At 39.1% G+C, this 22112-nt stretch carries 12 protein-coding genes; all 12 read right to left on the bottom strand.

Going from position 1 to position 22112, the window contains the following annotated elements; translation table 11 throughout:
* Positions 1-12: 12 nt before the first annotated feature.
* The 12 genes from CHU_RS18780 to CHU_RS04095 all read right to left on the bottom strand — a co-directional run bounded on the left by CHU_RS18780 (position 13) and on the right by CHU_RS04095 (position 22011).
* On the bottom strand, positions 13-969 hold the full coding sequence (locus tag CHU_RS18780; protein WP_011584251.1) for a glycosyltransferase family 2 protein: 957 nt from the start codon (positions 967-969) through the stop codon (positions 13-15).
* A 10-nt stretch (positions 970-979) separates the two neighbouring features.
* The gene (locus tag CHU_RS18775; protein WP_011584250.1) at positions 980-2149 is read right to left on the bottom strand and encodes a glycosyltransferase family 4 protein; all 1170 of its coding nucleotides are present in this window, start codon (positions 2147-2149) and stop codon (positions 980-982) included.
* Positions 2125-3030: an NAD-dependent epimerase/dehydratase family protein gene (locus tag CHU_RS04140; protein ID WP_011584249.1), complete on the bottom strand. Its 906-nt coding sequence runs from the start codon at positions 3028-3030 to the stop codon at positions 2125-2127. The genes CHU_RS18775 and CHU_RS04140 overlap by 25 nt, the downstream gene beginning before the upstream one ends.
* On the bottom strand, positions 3027-3680 hold the full coding sequence (locus CHU_RS19820; protein ID WP_011584248.1) for an acyltransferase: 654 nt from the start codon (positions 3678-3680) through the stop codon (positions 3027-3029). The genes CHU_RS04140 and CHU_RS19820 overlap by 4 nt, the downstream gene beginning before the upstream one ends.
* 50 nt (positions 3681-3730) lie before the next feature.
* Entirely contained in the window at positions 3731-4987 is a 1257-nt protein-coding gene (locus tag CHU_RS04130) for an ABC transporter ATP-binding protein (protein ID WP_011584247.1), read from the bottom strand.
* A gap of 9 nt (positions 4988-4996) precedes the next feature.
* Positions 4997-5848 carry an ABC transporter permease gene (locus CHU_RS04125; protein WP_011584246.1) on the bottom strand — a complete coding sequence of 284 codons (852 nt, stop codon included), beginning with the start codon at positions 5846-5848 and terminating at the stop codon, positions 4997-4999.
* A gap of 21 nt (positions 5849-5869) precedes the next feature.
* Entirely contained in the window at positions 5870-8272 is a 2403-nt protein-coding gene (locus tag CHU_RS04120) for a GumC family protein (RefSeq protein ID WP_011584245.1), read from the bottom strand.
* 22 nt (positions 8273-8294) lie between these two features.
* The gene (locus tag CHU_RS04115; RefSeq protein ID WP_011584244.1) at positions 8295-9056 is read right to left on the bottom strand and encodes a polysaccharide biosynthesis/export family protein; all 762 of its coding nucleotides are present in this window, start codon (positions 9054-9056) and stop codon (positions 8295-8297) included.
* A 134-nt stretch (positions 9057-9190) separates the two neighbouring features.
* Positions 9191-9739 carry an archaeosortase/exosortase family protein gene (locus tag CHU_RS04110; RefSeq protein WP_041932187.1) on the bottom strand — a complete coding sequence of 183 codons (549 nt, stop codon included), beginning with the start codon at positions 9737-9739 and terminating at the stop codon, positions 9191-9193.
* An 18-nt stretch (positions 9740-9757) separates the two neighbouring features.
* Positions 9758-9991, bottom strand: coding sequence for a PID-CTERM protein-sorting domain-containing protein (locus tag CHU_RS04105; RefSeq protein WP_143143974.1), 234 nt, complete (start codon positions 9989-9991; stop codon positions 9758-9760).
* 200 nt (positions 9992-10191) lie between these two features.
* Positions 10192-17442, bottom strand: coding sequence for a T9SS type A sorting domain-containing protein (locus tag CHU_RS18770; protein WP_011584241.1), 7251 nt, complete (start codon positions 17440-17442; stop codon positions 10192-10194).
* Between the two features lie 483 nt (positions 17443-17925).
* Positions 17926-22011 (bottom strand): beta strand repeat-containing protein, encoded by a 4086-nt coding sequence (locus tag CHU_RS04095; protein ID WP_041932186.1) that lies wholly within the window; start codon positions 22009-22011, stop codon positions 17926-17928.
* Positions 22012-22112 lie beyond the last annotated feature (101 nt).

Below are 22112 nucleotides of genomic sequence, written 5' to 3'. Positions count from 1 at the left end.
TTAACAACTATCCTAGTTCCAGTTTGCCCTGCTTTTATCAAAAGCAAATTCTTCCCGCAACGGATCATTCACGTCAATTCCAAAAACCATCCTTTTTACTGCACCCCAAAACCATTTTTCAAATACAACTCCCGGTTTATTTTTTAACACCTGCTTCATCCACGTAACGGATTGCTCTTTTTCATTATTGAAGAGATGGGTTAAAAACACCATCTTATAGTAATTACCTTTATGCGCTCTTAATGCCTGCTGAACGGCATAATTTGCTTTCAGCGTATTATTCTCTGCAAAATCAGAAAGTACCGTATTAATTTCTTTGTAAATTTTTATTCTGTCAAAACTTTTACAATCAACGTGGATGCGTAGCGCCGCCAGGTATTCAGGAAGTATCATTGGACTATACCCTTTTTTTTCCATCCGCAGCCAATAATTTAAATCCATTAAATGATATTTCTCAAAATGTCCTACTTCCTGTAATACATCTTTACTTAAAAAAACAGTCGGGTGTGAGATCCAGCAACCATTTATAAATGCGTATCCGGCTATACGTTCAGGCGAAGCAGGCATTTCTTCTCCTGTCTTACGGCCCGTTTCATCAATATAGTGAATCCCCCCGGCAAACCATTTCTGATCCGGATTATTTATAATTGCTTCCGCTACTTTTTTGAGCGCACCCGGCAAAAGTAAATCATCCGAATTGACAATACACCAGAAATCTCCCGTTACTTTTGCAAGTGCTTTATTATTGGCGTCAAATGTTCCCTGATCTTTTTCACTGATCCAATAAGAAATTTTATCCGCATATTTTTTTATCACATCAACGGACTGATCGGTACTTCCCCCATCGATAATGATATACTCCAGTTCAGGATATTCCTGTTCTGTGACGGAGCGTATGGTTTGTTCTATAAACTGTCCCTGGTTATAGCTGGGTGTAATGATCGTTATTTTAGGTAACAGCTGTGCCATATCAGTCAGACTAGTTTAATAAATTCCCCAGCGTTAAAAAATCCTGCGCGAATGCTCTGATATGAGCATCGTAATCTATTTTTTTTATTTCAGCAGGTTCTGTCTGTGCAGTTATAATTTCATCTGCTAATTGCTGCGCATCGTATGGCTGAAAGAATACTGCATTCTCTACACATTGCTCTCTATGAATGGGAAGATCTGAAACAATCATCCTTCCCCCTACTGCTTTGGTATCTTCAACAACGGTACTCCAGCCTTCAAACAAAGAGGGCTGAATAACTGCAGCAGCGTGTTTCATAAGCAGCAGCTGTTCTGCCCGGTCTATAAATCCTAAAAATTTTATTTGTTTGTTTAACCCAAGATCCGCTACTTTCTTTTTCAGATTTACAGCATATTCCGGAGCCTGATCATTAAACTCTTTTCCGGTAAAAAGCAGCGTTACGTTTATTCCTTTTTTAACAAGCAGGTCAACAGCATCAATTACAACGTTATGGTTTTTATGCGGCCAGAACTGGTTCGGCGAAATAAAATAAGAGCCGTCAATGTTATACGTTTCAGATACTTCTTCCCATGAAACACCTTGCATATCCGGAAGGATACTGGTGAAGCGAAGCACCTGTATATTATTTTCTGCCTGCGGGTAAAATTTCTTAAAATCATCTGCTGCATTAAAGCTACTGAAGACCAGCGGAACATTTTTTTCAATAAATTCTTTTTTTAACGCATCTCTGTTTTTCAATTCTTCTTTGCTGAAAAAATCCGGATAATATTTATCCTGAAAATCCGGAATCCAGTATATTTTATGAATTCTTCTTAAAACACTATAGGTACCATCCAATGAAAAATTCAGACAGGGATATATATAGTTAACGGTATTGGCCGGATAATTACCAAGCAGAACAGCGTCTTTATCAATCAGCCGTTTAAACTTATTTATAATACGCTGCACAACATTAACACGTACATATACGGGAAGATACGATACATATGGATAATTTATAGTTGTAATTTCATTTGAAATATCTGTCAGATTTCCGCTATAAAAAAAACAAACCTCTGGCTTTTCAGCGTCCGGCAGAAATTGTAATGAACGGATAAGGTTCAACGTATAATAAAAACCACCCGTCCATAATTTTTGATTATACAGAAGTATTCCTATTTTTTTTCTTGCTGCAGCCATTTCATTAATATTTCTACGCCCTTTTCAAATGTAACCTGTTGCTGATAGCCCAGTGTTTTTAATTTTGAAATATCTGCGACCCAATTAATAGGATCACCGGGCCGTGTCTCTTGAGTAAACGTATATTCAAACGATTTGCCGGATGCCTTTTTAAATTCTTTTATTGCATCGGCTATATAGATTTCCTGTCCATTAGCAATGTTATAAATACCTGCATTAAAATCGCCTCTTGCCACTACACACTCAATACACTGAATAAGATCATCGATATAAATAAAATCGCGTGATTCTTTTCCTGTGCCATAAATAGACATAGAAGCCGCATCGTTTATTTTCTGAAACCAATCCCAGAAGAGTTGCTTTCTTAATCCGATTCCGTAGGCAGAAAAAATACGTAAGGAACAGGTGTGCAGAGCAAAATTCTGATTGAATTGTTTACATAGTATTTCACTTTGTAACTTATGCCAGCCATAAGGCGATAAAGGATTTATGGGTGTATCTTCTTTAATAGGAAGAGACTCCGGATTGCCATATACGGCTGCACTTGAAAGATTAACAAATTTACAAGAAGGTATATTTTTACGTATCGAATCCAGCATGTTAAACACATTCAATACATTCAAGTGAAAATCCCTTCCCGGATTAATCATTGACAGCGGCACGCTTGCAGAACCAGAACAATTGATACAAACATCAAACGCTACCTGTTGAAATACTTCGTTGAAATCAGAATTGCTTGCATCGATCAGAAAATAATTCCTGCTTGAATAATCACTGATTACATCGCAGCCCCAAACGTCAATAGTATTTATCTTTTCATAATAGGCAACCAGGTTAGAGCCTATAAAACCTTTTGAGCCGATTACAAGTATTTTTTTCATTCCGGTTTTTGTAAATGTTTTACAACAGCAGCCGGGTTTCCGGCAACAACTGTCCACGCGGGAACGTCTTTTGTCACAACGCTGCAGGCTCCTATCACTGCGCCTTCACCTATAGTTACGCCTTTTAATATTGTTACATTAAAACCTATCCAGGCTTTAGATTCAATTACTATGGGCCTGGAAAGAACGTTTATCCAGTTTTTATTAACGATATTATTTCCATGATGCTGAACAAAATCTTCGTAACAGGTTTTATTATCATCCTTCCGTTCTTCCCAATGAATGCTATGTGAATTATGATCGTATAAGGTAATACCCCACGCCATTGTTACATCATCATGAATCGTAATGGCGGACCGGCATATAAAATGTGCATTTCCAATATGAACATTATTACCTATGGTTATTAATCCTGTAGTTGTTTCAAATGTGAAGATAGCTTTGATCAGGCAATACCCGCCAATAGAAACATACGTATCGGAAGAAGAAATTTCCTGTCTGAAATCCAATGACGTACCTTCCAGCAAGATTGAATTGGAGGCAATATGCAGATGCTTATTATCTAAAACAGATAAACGCTTTTTATTTACAGGAATAACCTGTACTCCAGCCAAACGTTTCAATATTTTATTTGCTATCCGCAAAAACATATTTTTATTTTCTTAAGAGTATTTGCTAAATCAACTATCCTATTCGATTTTTAATTTATCCGCCATTCAGCATGTATGATAACATTCCCGTAATCCAAGCCTTCATATGCAGTAAATTCAGTACCGTTATCAATAATCTTTATCGGGCAAACGGTTTCAATATTATCAAAGACTATTTTATTGGGAATAAATAATGCCGCATGGAATGAATATAAATTGGGTGCTATAAATTGAGCAGGCAATGTTATTTCAACTTCACACGCACTTTTATCTGCCTGAATAACTCTATGCAATGTAAATACGCGGTTCAGATTTTTATTTAATAAGGCCAATCCAAGTGTTGTGTCAATTTTACCTGTATTACTTTTTAATACTAGTTTAATTGTAATCCTGTCATCAAACAAAAATTCCGTATTGGCATGTCCATCCTGATTCAGCACATTGATAGAAGCAATATAATTCTGTTTTAATGCAGCTGTTAATTCATTGGCTTTGTATCCTTCAGCATTCTGATCGGAATCGATGCGGGAATAAAAAGCGATTGCTTCCGAATTACTTCCCATAAATTTGAGGTTGCCGTTTGAAAGTACAATACCTGAGCGGCACAGCTCTGCTACGGCACCCATATTGTGGCTTACAAATAATACGGTACGGCCGTCTTTGCTATTCACATCCTGCATTTTGCCCAGGCATTTTTTTTGAAACTCCGCATCACCAACGGCTAGTACTTCATCTACAATCAAAATTTCCGGTTCAAGATGTGCGGCAACAGCAAATGCTAAACGCACGTACATACCCGAACTATATCTTTTAACGGGTGTATCAATATATTTTTCTACACCAGAGAATTCAACAATTTCATCAAACTTGTTTCGCACCTCGGCGCGTGACATGCCCAGGATAGCGCCATTCATGTAAATGTTATCTCTACCGGTAAGGTCCGGATGAAATCCGGTACCTACTTCTAACAGAGATGCAATACGGCCTTTAATTTTTATACTCCCGGTTGTAGGAGCTGTTATTTGAGACAGAATTTTGAGTAACGTACTTTTGCCTGCACCATTCTTACCGATAATGCCTACGGCATCTCCTTGTTTAATATCAAAATTAATATCTTTTAACGACCACACGTATTCGCTTTCTGCTTTAGATGTACGGTCGTTTAAGCCGATCACTGCATACGGATCTTCTTTCCCACGTACTTTAGCAATAAATCTGTTTACATCAGAAACTAATGTACCTCCTCCCAATGCACCCAACCGATACATCTTTGATATATTCTCAACCTGAATGGCTATATCTGACATTATCTTCGCTTAAATGGTATCCATAAAATTTTTCTGAACTCTATTAAAAACAGACATACCCAACAACAGCACAACGAAGGATATAACCGATGAATAGATAAGCAATGAAACATTCAGTGTGCCTGAACCAAGCAATGCATATCGAAATGTTTCAATAATGGCTGTCATTGGATTTAGTTTTAATATCCATGCCAACCGCACATCTGTTACAGCAGACAATGGGTAAACAACAGGCGTAGCATACATCAATAGTTGTATACCAAAAGAAATCAGGTATTTTAAATCTCTGTATTTTGTTGTCATGGAAGAAATAATAATTCCAAAACCCAATGCCTGCACAGCGCTGAGGATCATTAATACAGGCAATAATAACATAGCCCAGTTCCATTCAAACGAAAGTCCATTCAAGATATAGGCTGCATAAATTATCAGTAACAATAAAAACTGAATCAGAAAAGAAATGAACGAACTGCACACACTTGCAATAGGCACGGTTAATCTTGGAAAATAAACCTTACCAAAAATTCCTGCATTAGCTGAAAATGTTTCAGAGGTTCGCAAAAAAGAAGTGGAAAAGTAATTCCAGAATAAAATACCGCTCATATAAAAAAGCAGTTTCGGCTGCCCATCTGTAGATAGGTTTGCGATGTTTCCGAAAACGATAACATAGGTAAGCGTTGTAATAAGCGGCTGAATAATAAACCACAACGGACCTAAAATAGTCTGTTTATATTGCGCGACAAAATCGCGTTTAATAAACATGTATATAAGATCTTTGTATCGCCATACTTCTTTCAGACGCAATTCAAACCAGGGAGATTCTGGCTGTATGTATATATCCCAATCCTTATTATCTTCCATTAAATTATTTTATTTCGATATTTATTTAGAAAAAAATTGCCACCATTTTTTCTTTAAAGCCGGCTCATACCCATATTCTACGGGATTGCCGTAATACGAATATTTACTTAACAGCCTTGCTGTAATACCATTGAAAATGATTGAATGTGATTGGGCCGGATATTTATTTTTAAGATCTTTAATTGCTTCCAACGTTTCCTTAGGTGTGTAATCGTACCGCACAATATACAGGTTCGCATCTATATGTTTTATAACAGACATATAATCGGAAACCAAACCTACAGGCGGAGAATCCATAATTACCACTTCGAATTTATCTTTCATTATCCGGATAAATTCTTCCATTTTTTGTGAAGCGACTAACTCAGAAGCATTGGGCGGTACTGGGCCGGGAATGATCTGGTATAAATTCTCAATTTCTCCTTTATGAATGATCTGATCTATGGTAGCCATGCCAATTAAATGCTGGCTTAAGCCCATTGAGCCCTGTGGAATTAAATTGGCTGGTGCGTTAAATGCTTTGCGCATATCACCGCGTATCAATAGCGTCTTTTTACCACTGATTGCGTATATACGGGCAAGGTTATGGGAACAGAATGATTTGCCATCTCCGCTTATACAGGAAGTAACACCAATCATGAAGGTCTTTTTACCTTGCAGAACAAATTGAAGATTTGTACGGATAGACCTGAAACTTTCTGTAAGCGATCCGTGTCCGGAGTGAACAAGCTTTTCAATACTGTCGCTTCCGGTGAGGCCAACAGTACCCAGCACAGCAACATCCGTACGTTTTATAATATCTTCTTTTGTATGAATTTTATTATCAATCTTACCATATATCACAGCTAAAAAAACAATCAGGCCAACAGCTCCTAATATATACGTTGTATAAATTTTATTAACCGTAGGTGCTATCTGCACATAGTCGTCGTCTAAGGGGCTTTCCACCGTAAAGGCATCCGGCAGGTTTGATGCACGGGCAATACTTGCCTCAGCTCTTTTTTGTAATAAATAATTATAAATTTCATCATTGATAGTATGTTTTCTTTCAATATTAATAAGCTTCCTTTGCTGAGAAGGAATGGAAGACATCTGCATTTCTACTTTTGAAATTCTCTTATCCAGATCGTTGATAGATGATCTGGAGGTATTTACTAAATTATTCGTTGTTTCTAAAAGTGCGTCTTTGGTTGTTTTGATACGAATTAATAATGTTTGATACGCAGGACTTTTTTCGCTGCTGCTATACTTTAGCGTATTTTTCTGCTGATACAATGTTACAAGCTGAGCAACTAATTGATTCAATACCGGATCTTCAACATTGATTGTTGAAGGCGCTACCAGGTCAGTTAATTCTTTATCTGTATTCAGATAACCTTTCAGATATTCATAATACCTAAGCTGCAATTCGGCTTCTAATTTTTTACCTTCCAATCCATTCAATTGAGTAATAATACCAATGGATTGTTCTTCAAAATTATAAATTTTATTTTTCTCTCTATACGATTCAATTTCATTCCCGGTGTTATTTAAAGAGTCCGAAATAACTTTGAGTTGCGAATCGATAAAGTTGATGGTGTTGTTCGCAATCTGATTTTTATCTTCTAATTCTTTTCGCACATATACTTCAGATAGCTTATTTAAGAAAGCTACTTCTTTCTGTATAATGGAACCGGAAGAAGAGATTGTTATAATTGACGATCTTTCATTTTCCGTAACTACAACTTTGTATTTATATTCTTTGGTGAGTGAATGTAAATCGCGTGCATTTATGGTAAACTGAATGTTATTATCATTTGCATGATAGTGCTGGGTTTTATTGATCTTGAAGTTAAATAAACCGCCTAAAGAAATATTCTGCCCAAACCTGTATTTAACATTTTCATCTCTTTTAATAGAAATAATTGTGTCTACATACGTATTTGATACAGGATCATACAATCTATACATTCCACCATTAGCGGTTAATGTAAAGTAATCTTCATTCTGTATGGTAATCAGTAATGGGTAATTGGTTACAATCAATCCTGAATCACAAACGATTTCAATTGGATTCGTTTTATATAATTCTATGTCACGGATCTTGCCTTTAACACGATACTCCCACATAAAATCCAGCTCCTTTACAACCAGTTGAATTCGATTGTAAGACCTGATCAGCTCCATTTCATTTTTTAAGTTTTTGAATGGCTGGAACATGGAGGATCCTTCTAAAAAGGATTTACTGCCGTATGAATAGGAAGATTTATCTTTGATATGCATAGTGGTTTTAACCATGTATATCGGTGTTGAATACCTTATTTTATAATAGGCAAATACCATAGAAAAAATCAATATCAGCCCTACTACATACCAATATTTCGATAAAATTCTAATGTATTGTTTAAAGTCAATAAGATCCTTCTCTTCTTCTAATTCAGTCATTATTTCTAAACAAATAAGTCTTTTAAATTCTTGTTAAAAGCAATAGTATAAATGATGCTGCAGACAATGCAATCGATATATAGGTTATGTTTTGCTTGTCAACTTTTGCTTTTTGTGCCTGCAGATACAGGATATCGTTTGGCTGCAGGTAATAATTATCGGAAGTAAAGGAAGAATAATCTGTCAGGTTTATATGATAAATTTTTTTACTTCCATCTTCTAACGTTCGTATAAGCTGCAGCTTTTGATTATTCGCAAAATCGGTAGCATCTCCGGCAATTGCTATTGCTTCATAAATGGTACATGTTTCATTGGATACAAAACAAAGGCCTGCTTTTGTAAATTCTCCAAGTGCCATGAATTTAAACGAAGCTAATTTAACTTCTACAGTAACATTGCTGTAATATTCAACAGCCTTTTTCGCTATTAATGAATCAGCCTGAAAAATGGTGTAACCAACAAGTTTTAGTTTGCCTATAACCGGCAGTTCAACATAGCCCGAATCATTGATATAATAATCTCTAAAATACGCATCCGCAACGTTAGATTGGATGTTGCCTTGTTCTCCGGATAATACTGCGGGATTTTCGGCATCCGGATTTGCGATTTTAATCTGAACAATGTCGTGTACCCGTAACGTATATGTTTGTGTTAGCTTTGGTGGCGGCAATGTTTCCGCTGCACCTTGAAAGTATAACGTCTTTTTATACCCTATACATGAACCCGCCAGCAATAAAAAAGAACCGATAAGAAATTTTATATATAATGAAGTACGATTATTCATTTGTTTAGAAACAAAAACGTTTAAAATAGTTATTCCAATGTAATTTAAGTTATAATTCTGAGAGATACTAGCCTCCATTCATCTGAAATGAGCAGCTGTTTTCTGATTCTATTTTCAGCAGGCCGAAAAAATCGTTAACCGGTTACTTCAATATCCGAATAGTTTTTTACCCAAACATAATACAGTACTAAAATTGCTGCATAACTGAGGTATGTAAAAATATCATGTGAAATATCGATAACGGAAGGATGCTTTTCAATTGTCAGTAAAATGGATAACATGCGCCCGATATTGAGCAAATGAATCAGAACGAGTCCGGCGATTAGAAAAAGCAGTTTTTTTGCAGCGGGAAAACCTAAAATCAATGAAACATAACCAATCATAATCTGTATACCTAAACAAGGTGTTAAAATTGTAACACCGCTTGCTCCTACCCAAACAGAGGGGCTATGAACCGAGATTGTATAACCCAGAATTTTCAAGATCCATACCAGGGGGTATATCAATAAATTCAGAATAAGTTTTATGATGCTGTATTGATCCAGAAAAGGCGAATAGTATTTCCCCTGTTGGTCTACAAGGCCTTCATAACAATAAAAAAAGACACTTAGTATCGTGTATATACCAAGTGTCTTAATAAATATAATGAGTATTTTTTTTGTGCCAGAGTCTAATAGATTCATTAAATACTGATGCACTATTTACGATGCAGTCTGTTTTCTTTTTTTATAAACACTTCTGGCTCCAATGCCAAGACCAGCTGCAAGCAATAAGCTTATTCCACCATCAAACGGAACAGTCACATTGTTACAACAGTTTGTACCTGGAATTTCCCAACCATCTCCTGTGCATGGAGGCAATGTTCCGCAATCCTGAGCAAATGTATTAAAGGATACATTTAACGTGAATAATAAAAACATTACAATTTTATACATTTTCATATCGAATAAATTTAAAACGTAACTAATTGAAAGCCTGACGCTAATTAAAAGCTATTATACAAATTTACTAATAATATTCATTTTAAATCATAATCCGGACTTTTTTAACTGCTATTACCCTTTAATCAATGATTATTATTGTTAAAATCCTATAACATATTGCTGTATAATTGTTCCGGTTACTATTTTTATGATTATTTAATTACAACTTTTCCTGTGTATGGCACATCACCTATGGTAAATTTCACCAAATAAACTCCTGATGCTAACCCTTCTAATGGAATCATTTTTACTCCAGGTGTTACAGATTGATTTGGAAGTAACTGAACCAGACTACCTGCCGCATTATACACTTCCATGTTTACCCCATCTGCTGTAATTGCTTTCACCAGCAACATAAGATTGTTATCGTATGTTGAAAGGTCAATTCCTTTATACGAATCTGATAAAATATCTGTTGATAGATTTGCTATGTATCTCAATACAAAACGATCTGCGTTATCTGTAGCCTTGGCTGTTATAACATAGGTCAATGAAGTATCTACAGGCATAAATGTATTCGCTGATTTGTCTTCAAGCAATAGTTTATAACCTGTCTGATTAACAAATTCACTGCAATGGATTTCATAAGTACCATCTACGCGAACTTTCAGATTCAATGGTATAGTCTGTTCGGCATTTACAGGAAGCGCGTTAATAGAGTAAAGTGTTGCGTCTGTATTTGTTCCTGAATATAAAGAAGGTGTAAGTCCCCCGTTTATAATTTTATATGCATCTTTATCAAATTCAAATTCTTCTGAAGCAGACTCATTGAGATTAATAATTGTTTCATCCTTAACTCCATCGGCAGTTTTCACATATAGTTTAAGCGTTGAAATATCTTCCTGCGCTGTTCTGAAATAAGACTGATTTGTTAAGATACGCGCATTATTATTAATTGAAACAATGGATGTAGGACCGCCGGTACCTGTTGTTGTAGCCATGAATGCCTGCATTGCCGGGATATATTTGGTTCCGCCGTTTGTACCGCTGGCAGGTGCAATCCAGCTTGCAACCTGGTTATTTGCTGCATTCCAGTAATAAACCGCACCTCCGGTATTTACTGCACTTGCGTAAATGGTTGTCCAGTCAAGCGTAGAAGGATATGGGTTACCTATAAGCATGTATTTACCCGCTGCTGCATTTGAATAGCTGATTCCCGGGAAAGAGAAATTATGGTTATATGTTCCGGTAAGTACGAGTGACGTACTATTTGGAATGGCTAATGAAAACCCTGTACCCAAAGGCATTGCTGTTGTGGCATCTGTTACAGCTGCCCAACCTTGGGTGTCAAATGTTTTCGTGTACATTTTCCAATAGTTGTTATAATACAATGGTGTTGTTGCACCAACCTGTGCCGATGTAGAACCGTTGAACGGGGCACTTATATAATGGGTACGTGCAATTGCATCTCTCCGTCCTGTTACAACCCCGCTGATACTTCCGTTATCTGATACCGCGTATGCAATATTACCGCCGGTATCAAAATTCATGGTAAGGTTTGAGTTAGTCGTCAACACACCATTCAATAATGAAAGTGTTCCTTTAACCAGCATGGGTGATGCTATCGAAACTCCTGCGGAATTATTTACCTGAACATTGTATACTACAGGCACTCCTGTTACTGTCTGTGCGGCAGTACCTTTAAATGCAAGTGTAGATCCGGCAAGCGCATTTACAGCTCCATTATCCGTTAAATTACCATATACATTCCATGTTCCGGCAGCAGCAATTGTTACTGTTGCGCCTGAATTAATTGTAACCGCTGCAGCAGTACTTGTTGCTGCAGATATTGTTGGCGCAAAAGGCGTACCGGTTGGTATTACAATATTATTGATATTTGTCGGCACATATCCCAAACTCCAGTTACTGGCTGTATTCCAATCTACACTTGTAACACCGGTCCAAGTATACGGACATGCATTATCAACTGTAACCGCAATACTGTTTGATGTTGTTCCGCATAAATTTGTTGCATCAACACTTAATGTACCCGATACCGTAGCATGCGCCGCGTATGAAACGGTAATAGAAGCGGTTCCTGATCCGGCTGTAATTGACGCCCCGGTTGGAAGTGTCCAGGTATAACCTGTAGCTCCGGATACAGCAGCAATACTATATGTTACTCCTGTCTGTCCTTTGCATACCGTTGCAGATCCTGTAATAGCGCCTACTGCACCAGGTACAGTACTCACTGTCATTGCTTTTGTAGCTGCCGTTCCGTTCCCGCACGCATTAACCGGTGTTACCGAAACAGTTCCTGATGTTGATCCAACTGTAACAGTAATGGAATTCGTACCGGCACCCGCTGTGATGGTTGAGCCTGCAGGCACTATCCAGTTGTAGCTTGTTGCTCTTGTTACTGCAGGAATGCTATATGTAACACCTGTAGCACCATCACATACCGCTGTATTTCCTGTAATTGTTCCGGCGGCGGCTGGAATTGAAGCAGAAACTGCGATAGGCAGTGAAGCACTTGCTCCATTACCACATGTATGCGTAGGAGTTACAGTAATTGTACCGGAATTTGCACCAATCGTGACTGTAATAGAATTAGAATTGGCCCCTGCGGTAATAATTGTACCAGATGGCAATGACCAGTTATAGCTTGTTGGTGCTGGTGTTACAGCAGCAATGCTGTAAATAATACCAGTTGCGCCTTTACATACTTCAGCCGGGCCGGAAATTGTACCGGCAGCACCTGCGGGAACGCTAACCGTTACAGCGACTGAATTAGATGTTCCATCGCCGCAGCCATTCGTAGGTGTTACGGTAACAGTTCCTGACACAGTACCCATTGTTGCTGTAATACTTCTGGTGCCTGCCCCTGTTGTGATAGTACTTCCGGAAGGCAGCGTCCAGGTATATCCCAATGCATTGGAAACTGCTGCAATACTATATGACTGGCTTGTACCGCCACATACGGATGTATTTCCTGTAATGGTTCCGGCAGTACCCGGATATGGATTTACAATTATTGGATATGCAGCACTTAATGTCCCGTTTCCACAGGCATTTGTAGGTGTTACCCTGAAATTGCCTGATGCTGATCCTAATGTAACTGTAATGGAGTTTGTGTTAAGCCCGGATGTGATTACGGTACCGGTTGGTACTGTCCAGCTATAGCCCGTTGCACCTGTAACAGCTCCAACACTGTATACCAGACCAATGGAGCCCGCACAGGCTGAAGCAGGTCCTGATATCGTGCCTGCAGCTAATGGCGGTACAGATGATACGGCAACAGCATATGTTGTAGATACTCCGTTCCCGCAAGCATTTATTGGTGTAACAACCATATTACCGCTTACACTCGAAGCTGTAAAGCTAGCAACAATAGAACGGGTAGTTCCACCTGTAAACGTAACGCCTGAAGGTGCTGTCCATGAATAACTTGTGGCACCTGTTACAGCAGCAATGCTGTATGAAAGACCTGATTGCGGTTTACACACATCTGACAAGCCTGTCATAACACCGGCTGCTGCAGGAACGGTATTAACAGTCACTGTAATGGTTCTTGAATTACCTGTACCACATGAATTTGTTGGTGTAACACTAACGCTGCCTGCTGCAGTACCAAAGGTAACTGTAATTGAATTTGTATTTGTTGCCGATGTTATCGTAGCATCTGAAGGAACGACCCATGCATATGATGTTGCTCCGGTTACCGCTGCGATTGTATATACCACACCGGCTTGCCCGGCACATACTGTTGCCGAAGAAGTTGTAAATGTGCCGGCATTAGCAGGCAATGGAGTAACTGCTACGGCCAGTGCAGGAGCGGCGGTTCCATTTCCACAGGAATTTGTAGGTGTAACACCAATATTACCGCTTGTCGTTCCGAAGTTTACTGTTATCGAATTTGTATTTGCACCCGATGCTATTGTTGCTCCTGCTGGCAAGGTCCAGTTATAGCCTGTCGCATTATTTACAGATGCAATGCTATATGAAACTCCTGCCTGATTCGGGCAGAATGTCGTTTGTCCCGTAATTGTACCGGCAGCATCAGGCAATGGATTTACTGTAACTGTTCTTACAGGTGTTGCATCACTTGCCCCGCAACCATCTGTTACAGCACGCCGGAAATGTGTTGTTTGTGTAAGAGCAGGTGAAGAATAAGAAGGGCTTGCAGCACCTACGATATCTGTCCATGGACCAGTAGCTGAAACTGTTGAACTTTGCCACTTATATGTTATAGAACACCCTGAAGTAGCACTTAATGTATTTAACAAAACACTTGGAGCAGTTCCCTGACAAATTGTTTGTGTCCCTGAAATTGTTCCTGGATTTAATGGTGTTGTACTGGTTATAACTGTAAATGTGACGATTGCACTTCCCGGCCCGCCATTATTTTTATAACGGAACTCTACCGTAGAAGAAGCATTCAATACGCCAGTCCATGCATTCAGCGTTGTACCGGCTCCTGTTCTGGAAGAAACCACTATACCATTTATATACAAGTAGCCGGGATCATCAGATGTGAAATCAATCTGATAGGTTCCTGCCGGGAAACCCTGGCGTTTAAAGATTACACCATTTAATGTTGTACCTACCTGACATCCCTGATAACCGGTTGCAAAAGAAGGTGCATCATTGGAATTATATAAACTATTGGTATTAAAACCCGGATTAACAATTGAAATACCCGGAGTCTGAAACATTCCTGAATTATTACTCCACCCTGTATTTGCAACAGTGAAGCCTCCATTACCAGTAGGGTTACCAGCGCTGAAATTATATACATACGCATTCCACGAATCAGCACCAAACGTTGGCGTAACCGGTGTGTATGTGCCTACATTAATTACAATAATATTTGAGTAATCTACTGCTCCGCAGGCATCTGTCGCCTTACGTCGATAGGAAGTATTAACTGTTATGCTGCTTGCTGTATAGGTTGATGCTGTTGCACCTGCAATGGCATTCCAGCCAGATCCTGTATTTCTTTCCCACTCATAATACACGTAACATCCGCTGGTTGCATCTGCTGTTGAAACAAAAGGAGGAAGCGTATTGCCGGAACAAACTGTAGTGGAATTATTATTGGCGATAATACCCGGATCCAGCGGTTGTGTAGGCGTTACCAGCGTAAAGGATAAGACACCATATCCTGAACTACCGTTATTCTTGTAATGGTAATCAATAGTTGATGATGCATCTAAATTTCCTGTCCATACGTTTGGTACTGTTGTACAGCATCCTGTTCTGCCAAACACCAATACACCGTTAACATACAGATATCCGGCATCATCTGAATTAAAATCAATCTGATAGGTACCTGCAGGAAAGCCTTGTCTTTTTAACTGCACACCGCTTTGAGTCTGCCCTACCTGACAGCCATAATAACCTGGTGCATATGAAGGAGCAATACTGTTACCATATATTGATCCGGTATTAAAGGAAAGACCGTTATATGTAAAATATCCTTTATAATCTGTCCAGTTATCATCTGCACCTGTATATCCTGTAACTGCAAAATTATATACGTATGCATTCCACACATTGCTTCCGAATGCTGGTGTTGGCAATGAAGGCGTACCTACTGTTAATGTAACTGTATTTGTATATGCTACGGTACCGCATATATCCGTAATTTTTCTTCTGTATGATGTTGTTGCTGTTACACTTGTTGCTGCATAGGTTGTATTGGTCGCTCCCGGAATATCTGCAAAACCACTGCCCGCATCTGCCTGCCACTGATAGCCGGCTCTTGTACAGCCTCCTGAGGATACTGCTGTTGATGTAAATGGCGGCGGAGTATCTCCGGAACAAATTACAGAAGAAGCTGAACTTGCAATACTTCCCGGGTCTATGGGTGCAGGTGTTACCGCAGTAATGATCAATCTGCCAAAACCATTTCCTCCGTTATTTTTATAATGATAGTCGATCTTTGAAGATGCATCCAGAATACCTGTCCAGACGTTTGAAACCACATTACAGCATGCTGTTCTTCCGTATATCAATACTCCGTTAATGTATAAATAACTGGCATCATCTCCATCAAAATCAATCTGATAGATGCCGGGAGTAAAGCCCTGGCGTTTAAATTGTACACCGCTCAATGGATACGTTACCTGACAACCAACATACCCGGGTGCTGAAGACGGTGGTGAAGCGGAAGAATAAATACCTGTGGAAGTATAAAAGCCCGGATCAGATGCTGATGTACCAGCATAAGAAAAGAATCCTTTATAATCTGTCCAGTTATCATCTGCTCCGGTATAACCCGTAACGTTAAAATCATATACATATCCATTCCATGTATTCAACGGAAACACAGCTGGATTACCCTGCTGTACAGAAGTAATGGTTACTGTAACGGTATTGGTATACTCTATTCTATTGCAATTTGCGTCAACAACAGCACGTCTGTAGCATGTAGTTTGTGTGATACCAGCCGGCACATCATACGTAGCATTTGTTGCAGAAGCAATGTCTGAAAACGTACCTGTACAGCCAACGCTCTGCTGCCATTGATATACCAACGGACCGCATGTTCCTGAACCAGGTGTTACATTTTTGAATACATATGGATCATTGCCCGGACACATGGTCTGATCTCCGGAAATTGCCCCGGCTATTAATGTTGGCGTAGGAATAGCGTTAAATGTTATGCCTCCATAAGATCCCCCTCCTCCGGTATCTGCCCACCGGAATTCTATTTGCGAACTCGCGTCCAGATTCCCCGTCCAGACATTATTTATAAAAGTAGCTGTATAGGTGTTCCGTGAATAAATCAGATTCCCATTCAGATATAAAAAACAACCATCATCATTTATTACGTCTAATGAATAGGTACCAGCTGTAAAACCTTGTCTTTTATATATCACAGAATGGTTGTCATTCGGTACACTACAGCCTTGATAGCCAGCAGCACCATTGGGTGAAATTACAGAAGGAGAATAGTTGGCTCCCCAACTGGATGTAGAATTAAAATCCTGTCCGGTTGCGGTATAATATCCGGTATAGTTTGTCCAGTTAGTAGAATTGAAACAATATGCATTCCATGACCCTACCGGAAAAATGGACGAGTTACCAGATGCAATGATTGTAAAGGTTTGTGCGGCACAACCTGTTGCCGGACCCGAACCGTTGTACGGAACAACTTTCCAGTAATAGGTAGTTCCGCAGGCCAATGCGCCTGTATAGGTATAAGTAGTAGCTGTTACACTTGTACCGTTTACCAGTTCATTTGATGCTGCAGTTGTACCTATGTATATTCTATACCCGGTAACCGTTCCTGTAGGAGCATTCCATGTAAAAGGTGTAGTAGGATTTACAATGGTACCTCCATTCAGCGGAACCATACCTGTAGCACAATTGGGTTGAGCAAATGCCTGATAATTTAAAAATAGGGTAAATAAAGCTATTGATAAAACCTTAAAAACACGCTGGTAATTTTTTTTCATAGTCGTTCTAAATAACTGCTGCAAATATAACGTCCCAACATATCCAAGGTTTTTACAGGCCTGTAATAGCAGTTTTTTTAGATGTTAGTTATTGGGGAATTTATATTCAAAATGTAGATTTTTTACCCAGTTGCATTTAGCAAAAATCTCATAAACTTAACAATTGTTAAGTCTATAAGCATTAAATGGCACTTTTAGGTGTAAACTAAGTATTTTCCGCATGTAAGTTTTTTGATAACAAATGTAAAATCTAAATTTCAAAAAAATGTACTACACATTGATAATCACATCAAACAGCATTTAAAATGCTATTTTAACTTAGTAAAATTCAATATTTAGAACAGATAAAATATTGTAAAAACATTAAAAAATTGCAGTTTTATCATACAGCTATTTCAAGTTAGGGAATCATATTGGTATGTAATAAAAAATGAGTCTCCGGTATGAAGACTCATTTTTTATTTGGCATTACACTAAGATGTTTTATTTTATCAGGCTGATCAGACCAGCAAACGTATTGCCCTCAACAGTTACCTTAACCAGATACGCACCATCTGCAAGTTCTACCGGCACGTATGTGGCAGCAGCACTAAGGTTGCTTGTAAATACGCTTATCGATTTTCCATTCATATCCATAATTTCAATACCTGCTGCATTACCGGCAAACTGATCTGTCTGGATGACAAACCCTTTTGTTGCTGAACCAATCTGAAGCCCTCTACCCTTCTGTGATAGCTGCGTCCCTGTAGTTACTGCTGTACGCAACTGAAGTTGGAAACGATCTGCAGCATCTGTACCTGCACCGCTAAACTTATAATCTGATCCGGATAAAAGATTTTCTGTACCCAATTTTTTATCTATCAATATGTAATCAGTGGTTGGATCACTGTTTGTTATCGTTAAGGTATAATTACCATCTGCAGGAATATATACCAGGACATCTACTGCTGGAAGTGAAGCAGCTTCTGCTACTGAGTTAATGGAATAAATATCCTCTCCAAGTGTTGTATATACCAACGGGCTTGGGCCACGGCTCAGAATTTTGTAAGCATCCCAATCGGTATCGAATGCTGTAGTTGCCATTTCATTGAAGCGAATTACAGCATCATCCCACTGCTCTGCATTTGCACCTGTTAATTTAATACGGATCGTTTCATCGGCACCTGTACGTAAGAAGGATGGATTCTGCGTACTCAAACGTGCGTTATTATTAATCGCAACACTTGAATTGCTTCCGCCTGTACCGGTTGTTGTTACCATGAACGCCTGCATAGCGGGTATATATTGTGTACCTCCATTAGTGCTTACACCTGCCACATAAGAAGATACTTTGTTCCCTGCAGCATCCCAGTAATAAACAGCGTTCGCAACATTTGTTTTTGTCCAGCCGGATGCTTTATTCCAATCCAGTGTAGATGGATACGGATTTCCTATCAGGATATATTTTCCTGCTGCCGCATTCGAGTACGTTGCTCCCGGTAATGTATAGCTATGGCTATAGGTACCCGTAAAAATCAACGAAGCTGCATTTGGTAATGCAAGAGAATATCCTGTACCAGGAGACATTGCCGTAGTGGCGTCTGTTACTGCTAACCAGCCTTGGTTGGCAAAATTCTTTGCATACATTTTCCAGTAATTGTTATAATACAATGGTGTGGTTGCCCCAACCTGCGCTGAAGTTACGCCATTGAAAGGTGCACCGATATAATGTGTACGTGCTATCGCATCTCTGCGGCCGGTTACACTGCCACTGATACTTCCTGCGTCTGTTGAATTGTACGCAATATTACCGCCAGTATCAAAATTGACCGTAAGGTTTGAATTTGTTGTAAGCACACCGCTTGTCAATGTCAATGTGCCTCTGACTGTAACAGCTGAAGATAAGGCTACACCGCCTGACGTATTTGCTACCTGTACATTGTACAATACCGGAACACCGCTTACTGTCTGTGCACTGTTCCCTTTAAACGCTACCGTTGAACCGCTTGCAGGACTTACATTGCTGTTGTTTGTAATATTGCCATATACATTCAATATTGCTCCGAAAGCTACAGTCAGTGTATTGTTATTTGTAAAGGACGCTACGTTAGCTGTAGCGGAAACCGTTGGAGAAAACGGTGTTGAAGCCGGAACCATCACATCATGTGCACTTGATGGAATCATACCAAGACTCCAGTTTGATGTTGTATTCCAATCTGTACTTGTAACTCCGATCCAGCTGTTTGCACAGGTATTATTGATTGTTATGGCTAAACTTTTTGATGTAGTTGCACAGGTATTTATAGCATCTACAGAAACTGACCCTGAAGTCACCGATGCTCCTGCATAGGAAACTGTAATAGATGTTGTACCGGTACCTGCGGTAATGGCAGCACCTGTTGGAACTGTCCAGTTGTAACTTGCAGCATTTGCAACGGAAGGAATACTATACGTAATTGTTTGCTCTTTACATACTGTAGCTGTACCTGTAAGCGTACCGATTGCAGCCGGAGACGATATAATCGTTATTGTTTTTGTTGACGTAACATTCGGACAAGCTCCCTGGCCTGTTGCGGTTAACGTTACCGTTCTGCTGCCTGCTGCAATATCCGCAGGACTTGGCGTATATTTTGCGTTTGTTAAAGAAGTAGGCGCGCTGATTGTGCCTGCCGTTCCGTTTGAAGTCCATGTAATTCCACTCGTATTTGCTGCGCTTGACCCTGCTATAATAGGCACAGCTGTTGATCCCGCACACATTGAGATGTCGCTTCCGGCTACTGCTGTTGCAGGACTATTTACCGTTATTGTTACCGCCTGGCAAGTAGTAAAATTACATACACTTTCATATCGAACCTGGTATATTGTTGTAACCAAAGGACTAAAGGTAGAGGAAAGTGTACCGTTGTTTCCACCGGCAGGCTTTGCTGTCAGTGAAATATAATCAATATCCATATTGGCAACTCCGGATGCAAAATCATATCTCCAGCCTGTTACGGTTGATGAAGTCCAGAGCGGATGCGTAGACATATCAATTGTAAGTACCTGCCAGTTCCCGTCACTGATTAAAGGACTAACTACTACTGCATTTTCGTTTGCTGTTGTGTAAGTAGCATTTGTAAAATACATCTGTACAGCTTGTGCATCTCCTGAATTCACGCGGTAACGGATATTAATGTATTTGTAAATATTCGGATTAAATGTTCCCAACCCATACATTTCAATCCAGGAATCAAATGCTGATGTTACATTCAAAATTCCGTTCGCACCATTTACAGTTGTTCTTATTGTTGCATAAGGCTGGCTTGTCCAGTTTTGTATAAAACTTCCGCAAGAAGCTGCATCATACCATACTGCCGATCCATCTGTACCCAAGTTACCGCCGCTCACAGTTAATGTTGTAGATTCTCCTGCACAAATAGAAGTATTGCCTGTAATTGCAGCAGGTGCCACAGCCGGCGTATTTATGGTTATCGGTATTATATTACTTGTCGATGCACAACCTGAAACTGTTATTCTAACCTTATAATATCTGGCAGCAGTTGCTGTAAAGGTATAAGTACTTGATGTTGCGCCTGTGATATTAGAATATGTACCGCCTAAAGTGGTACTTACTTGCCACTGATATGCTTTTGTCCCCGACCCGCTCAATACTCCTGTTAGTATTACGGATGAATTTAAACATACTCCGGTTGACGGTGTAGATGCGGTAATGGTTCGTCCGCATGAATTACGTCCATTACAATCAGGTCCGCTGCAGCTATACGGATTGACTCCGAAAATTGTGCTGCTGCCTCCAGCATTCATAGATCCTGTTGTTGTTATATCTCCTGTACCTGTAATCTTAGCAGAATTCCAGGATTGATAATTTCCATCAACAGCAACATTTCCATTCACTGCCATGCCGGCAGATGATGTACTCGTAATATCTCCATCTATATATAATTCAACCCCTGTATCAATGGTTGTTGTTGTTGAGTTATTCAATGAAACGGCCCCTCTGATCGTATCCTGATTTAATCCATACAAACCAAGTGTTGCTGAAGAACTGATACTCAAGCCTCCATCGCGTACGGCCAATGCACCATTACTGGTAAATTTAGATGAATTACTCAGATTCAAACCGCCTGCTATAATTATAAGTTTAGATCCTGTGGCTGTTGTTGCTTCTGTTGAACTGCTTGTACTAAATCCTCCTGAATTAATAATTACTGTAGCCCCGGCTTCTATAACAAACTTTGCTGAATTACTTAATGATACTCCGCCGGTGAAAATAACTGTTACCCCAGCTTTAACTGTTGTTGTGCCGGTATAAATACCTGCACCGGAATATGTTGTATTTGTTGTAATATTTAAATTCCCTGATGGACTAAGATACGTTTGAGCCTGAGAGACAGTTGAAAATAATGTCACAAGTACAAAACATCCGAGCATCTTATATAAAACAGTTCCCCGGATATTTATTTTTTGAGTCTTTTCTGTTAAGACATTTACCGGAATCAATACCGGTGCGCTTAATTTTCTTTTTCCTAAAAATTCAATATAAATTATTGAATAAAGAGATCTAAAAATTGTGTGTAATAGATGTTTCATTGTGTTACATTTAAACCATTTCTCAGACTAACGAAACGCTTAAACAAACGTTAGAAAGCCCTTTTTTACACATGTAATAAAATATGTTTGAACATATTAAA

This window comes from Cytophaga hutchinsonii ATCC 33406, from assembly GCF_000014145.1.
GTDB classification, from domain to species: Bacteria; Bacteroidota; Bacteroidia; order Cytophagales; family Cytophagaceae; genus Cytophaga; species Cytophaga hutchinsonii.
The sequence above is the reverse complement of the archived record's forward strand: the minus strand, read 5'-3'. Positions and strand labels throughout refer to the sequence as shown.

What these genes read in the sequence shown, in the direction of transcription:
- CHU_RS18780 (WP_011584251.1), bottom strand. Translation starts at nt 969, where the DNA reads ATGGCACAGCTGTTACCTAAAATAACGATCATTACACCCAGCTATAAC.
- CHU_RS18775 (WP_011584250.1), bottom strand. Translation starts at nt 2,149, where the DNA reads ATGGCTGCAGCAAGAAAAAAAATAGGAATACTTCTGTATAATCAAAAA.
- CHU_RS04140 (WP_011584249.1), bottom strand. Translation starts at nt 3,030, where the DNA reads ATGAAAAAAATACTTGTAATCGGCTCAAAAGGTTTTATAGGCTCTAAC.
- CHU_RS19820 (WP_011584248.1), bottom strand. Translation starts at nt 3,680, where the DNA reads ATGTTTTTGCGGATAGCAAATAAAATATTGAAACGTTTGGCTGGAGTA.
- CHU_RS04130 (WP_011584247.1), bottom strand. Translation starts at nt 4,987, where the DNA reads ATGTCAGATATAGCCATTCAGGTTGAGAATATATCAAAGATGTATCGG.
- CHU_RS04125 (WP_011584246.1), bottom strand. Translation starts at nt 5,848, where the DNA reads ATGGAAGATAATAAGGATTGGGATATATACATACAGCCAGAATCTCCC.
- CHU_RS04120 (WP_011584245.1), bottom strand. Translation starts at nt 8,272, where the DNA reads ATGACTGAATTAGAAGAAGAGAAGGATCTTATTGACTTTAAACAATAC.
- CHU_RS04115 (WP_011584244.1), bottom strand. Translation starts at nt 9,056, where the DNA reads ATGAATAATCGTACTTCATTATATATAAAATTTCTTATCGGTTCTTTT.
- CHU_RS04110 (WP_041932187.1), bottom strand. Translation starts at nt 9,739, where the DNA reads ATGAATCTATTAGACTCTGGCACAAAAAAAATACTCATTATATTTATT.
- CHU_RS04105 (WP_143143974.1), bottom strand. Translation starts at nt 9,991, where the DNA reads ATGTATAAAATTGTAATGTTTTTATTATTCACGTTAAATGTATCCTTT.
- CHU_RS18770 (WP_011584241.1), bottom strand. Translation starts at nt 17,442, where the DNA reads ATGAAAAAAAATTACCAGCGTGTTTTTAAGGTTTTATCAATAGCTTTA.
- CHU_RS04095 (WP_041932186.1), bottom strand. Translation starts at nt 22,011, where the DNA reads ATGAAACATCTATTACACACAATTTTTAGATCTCTTTATTCAATAATT.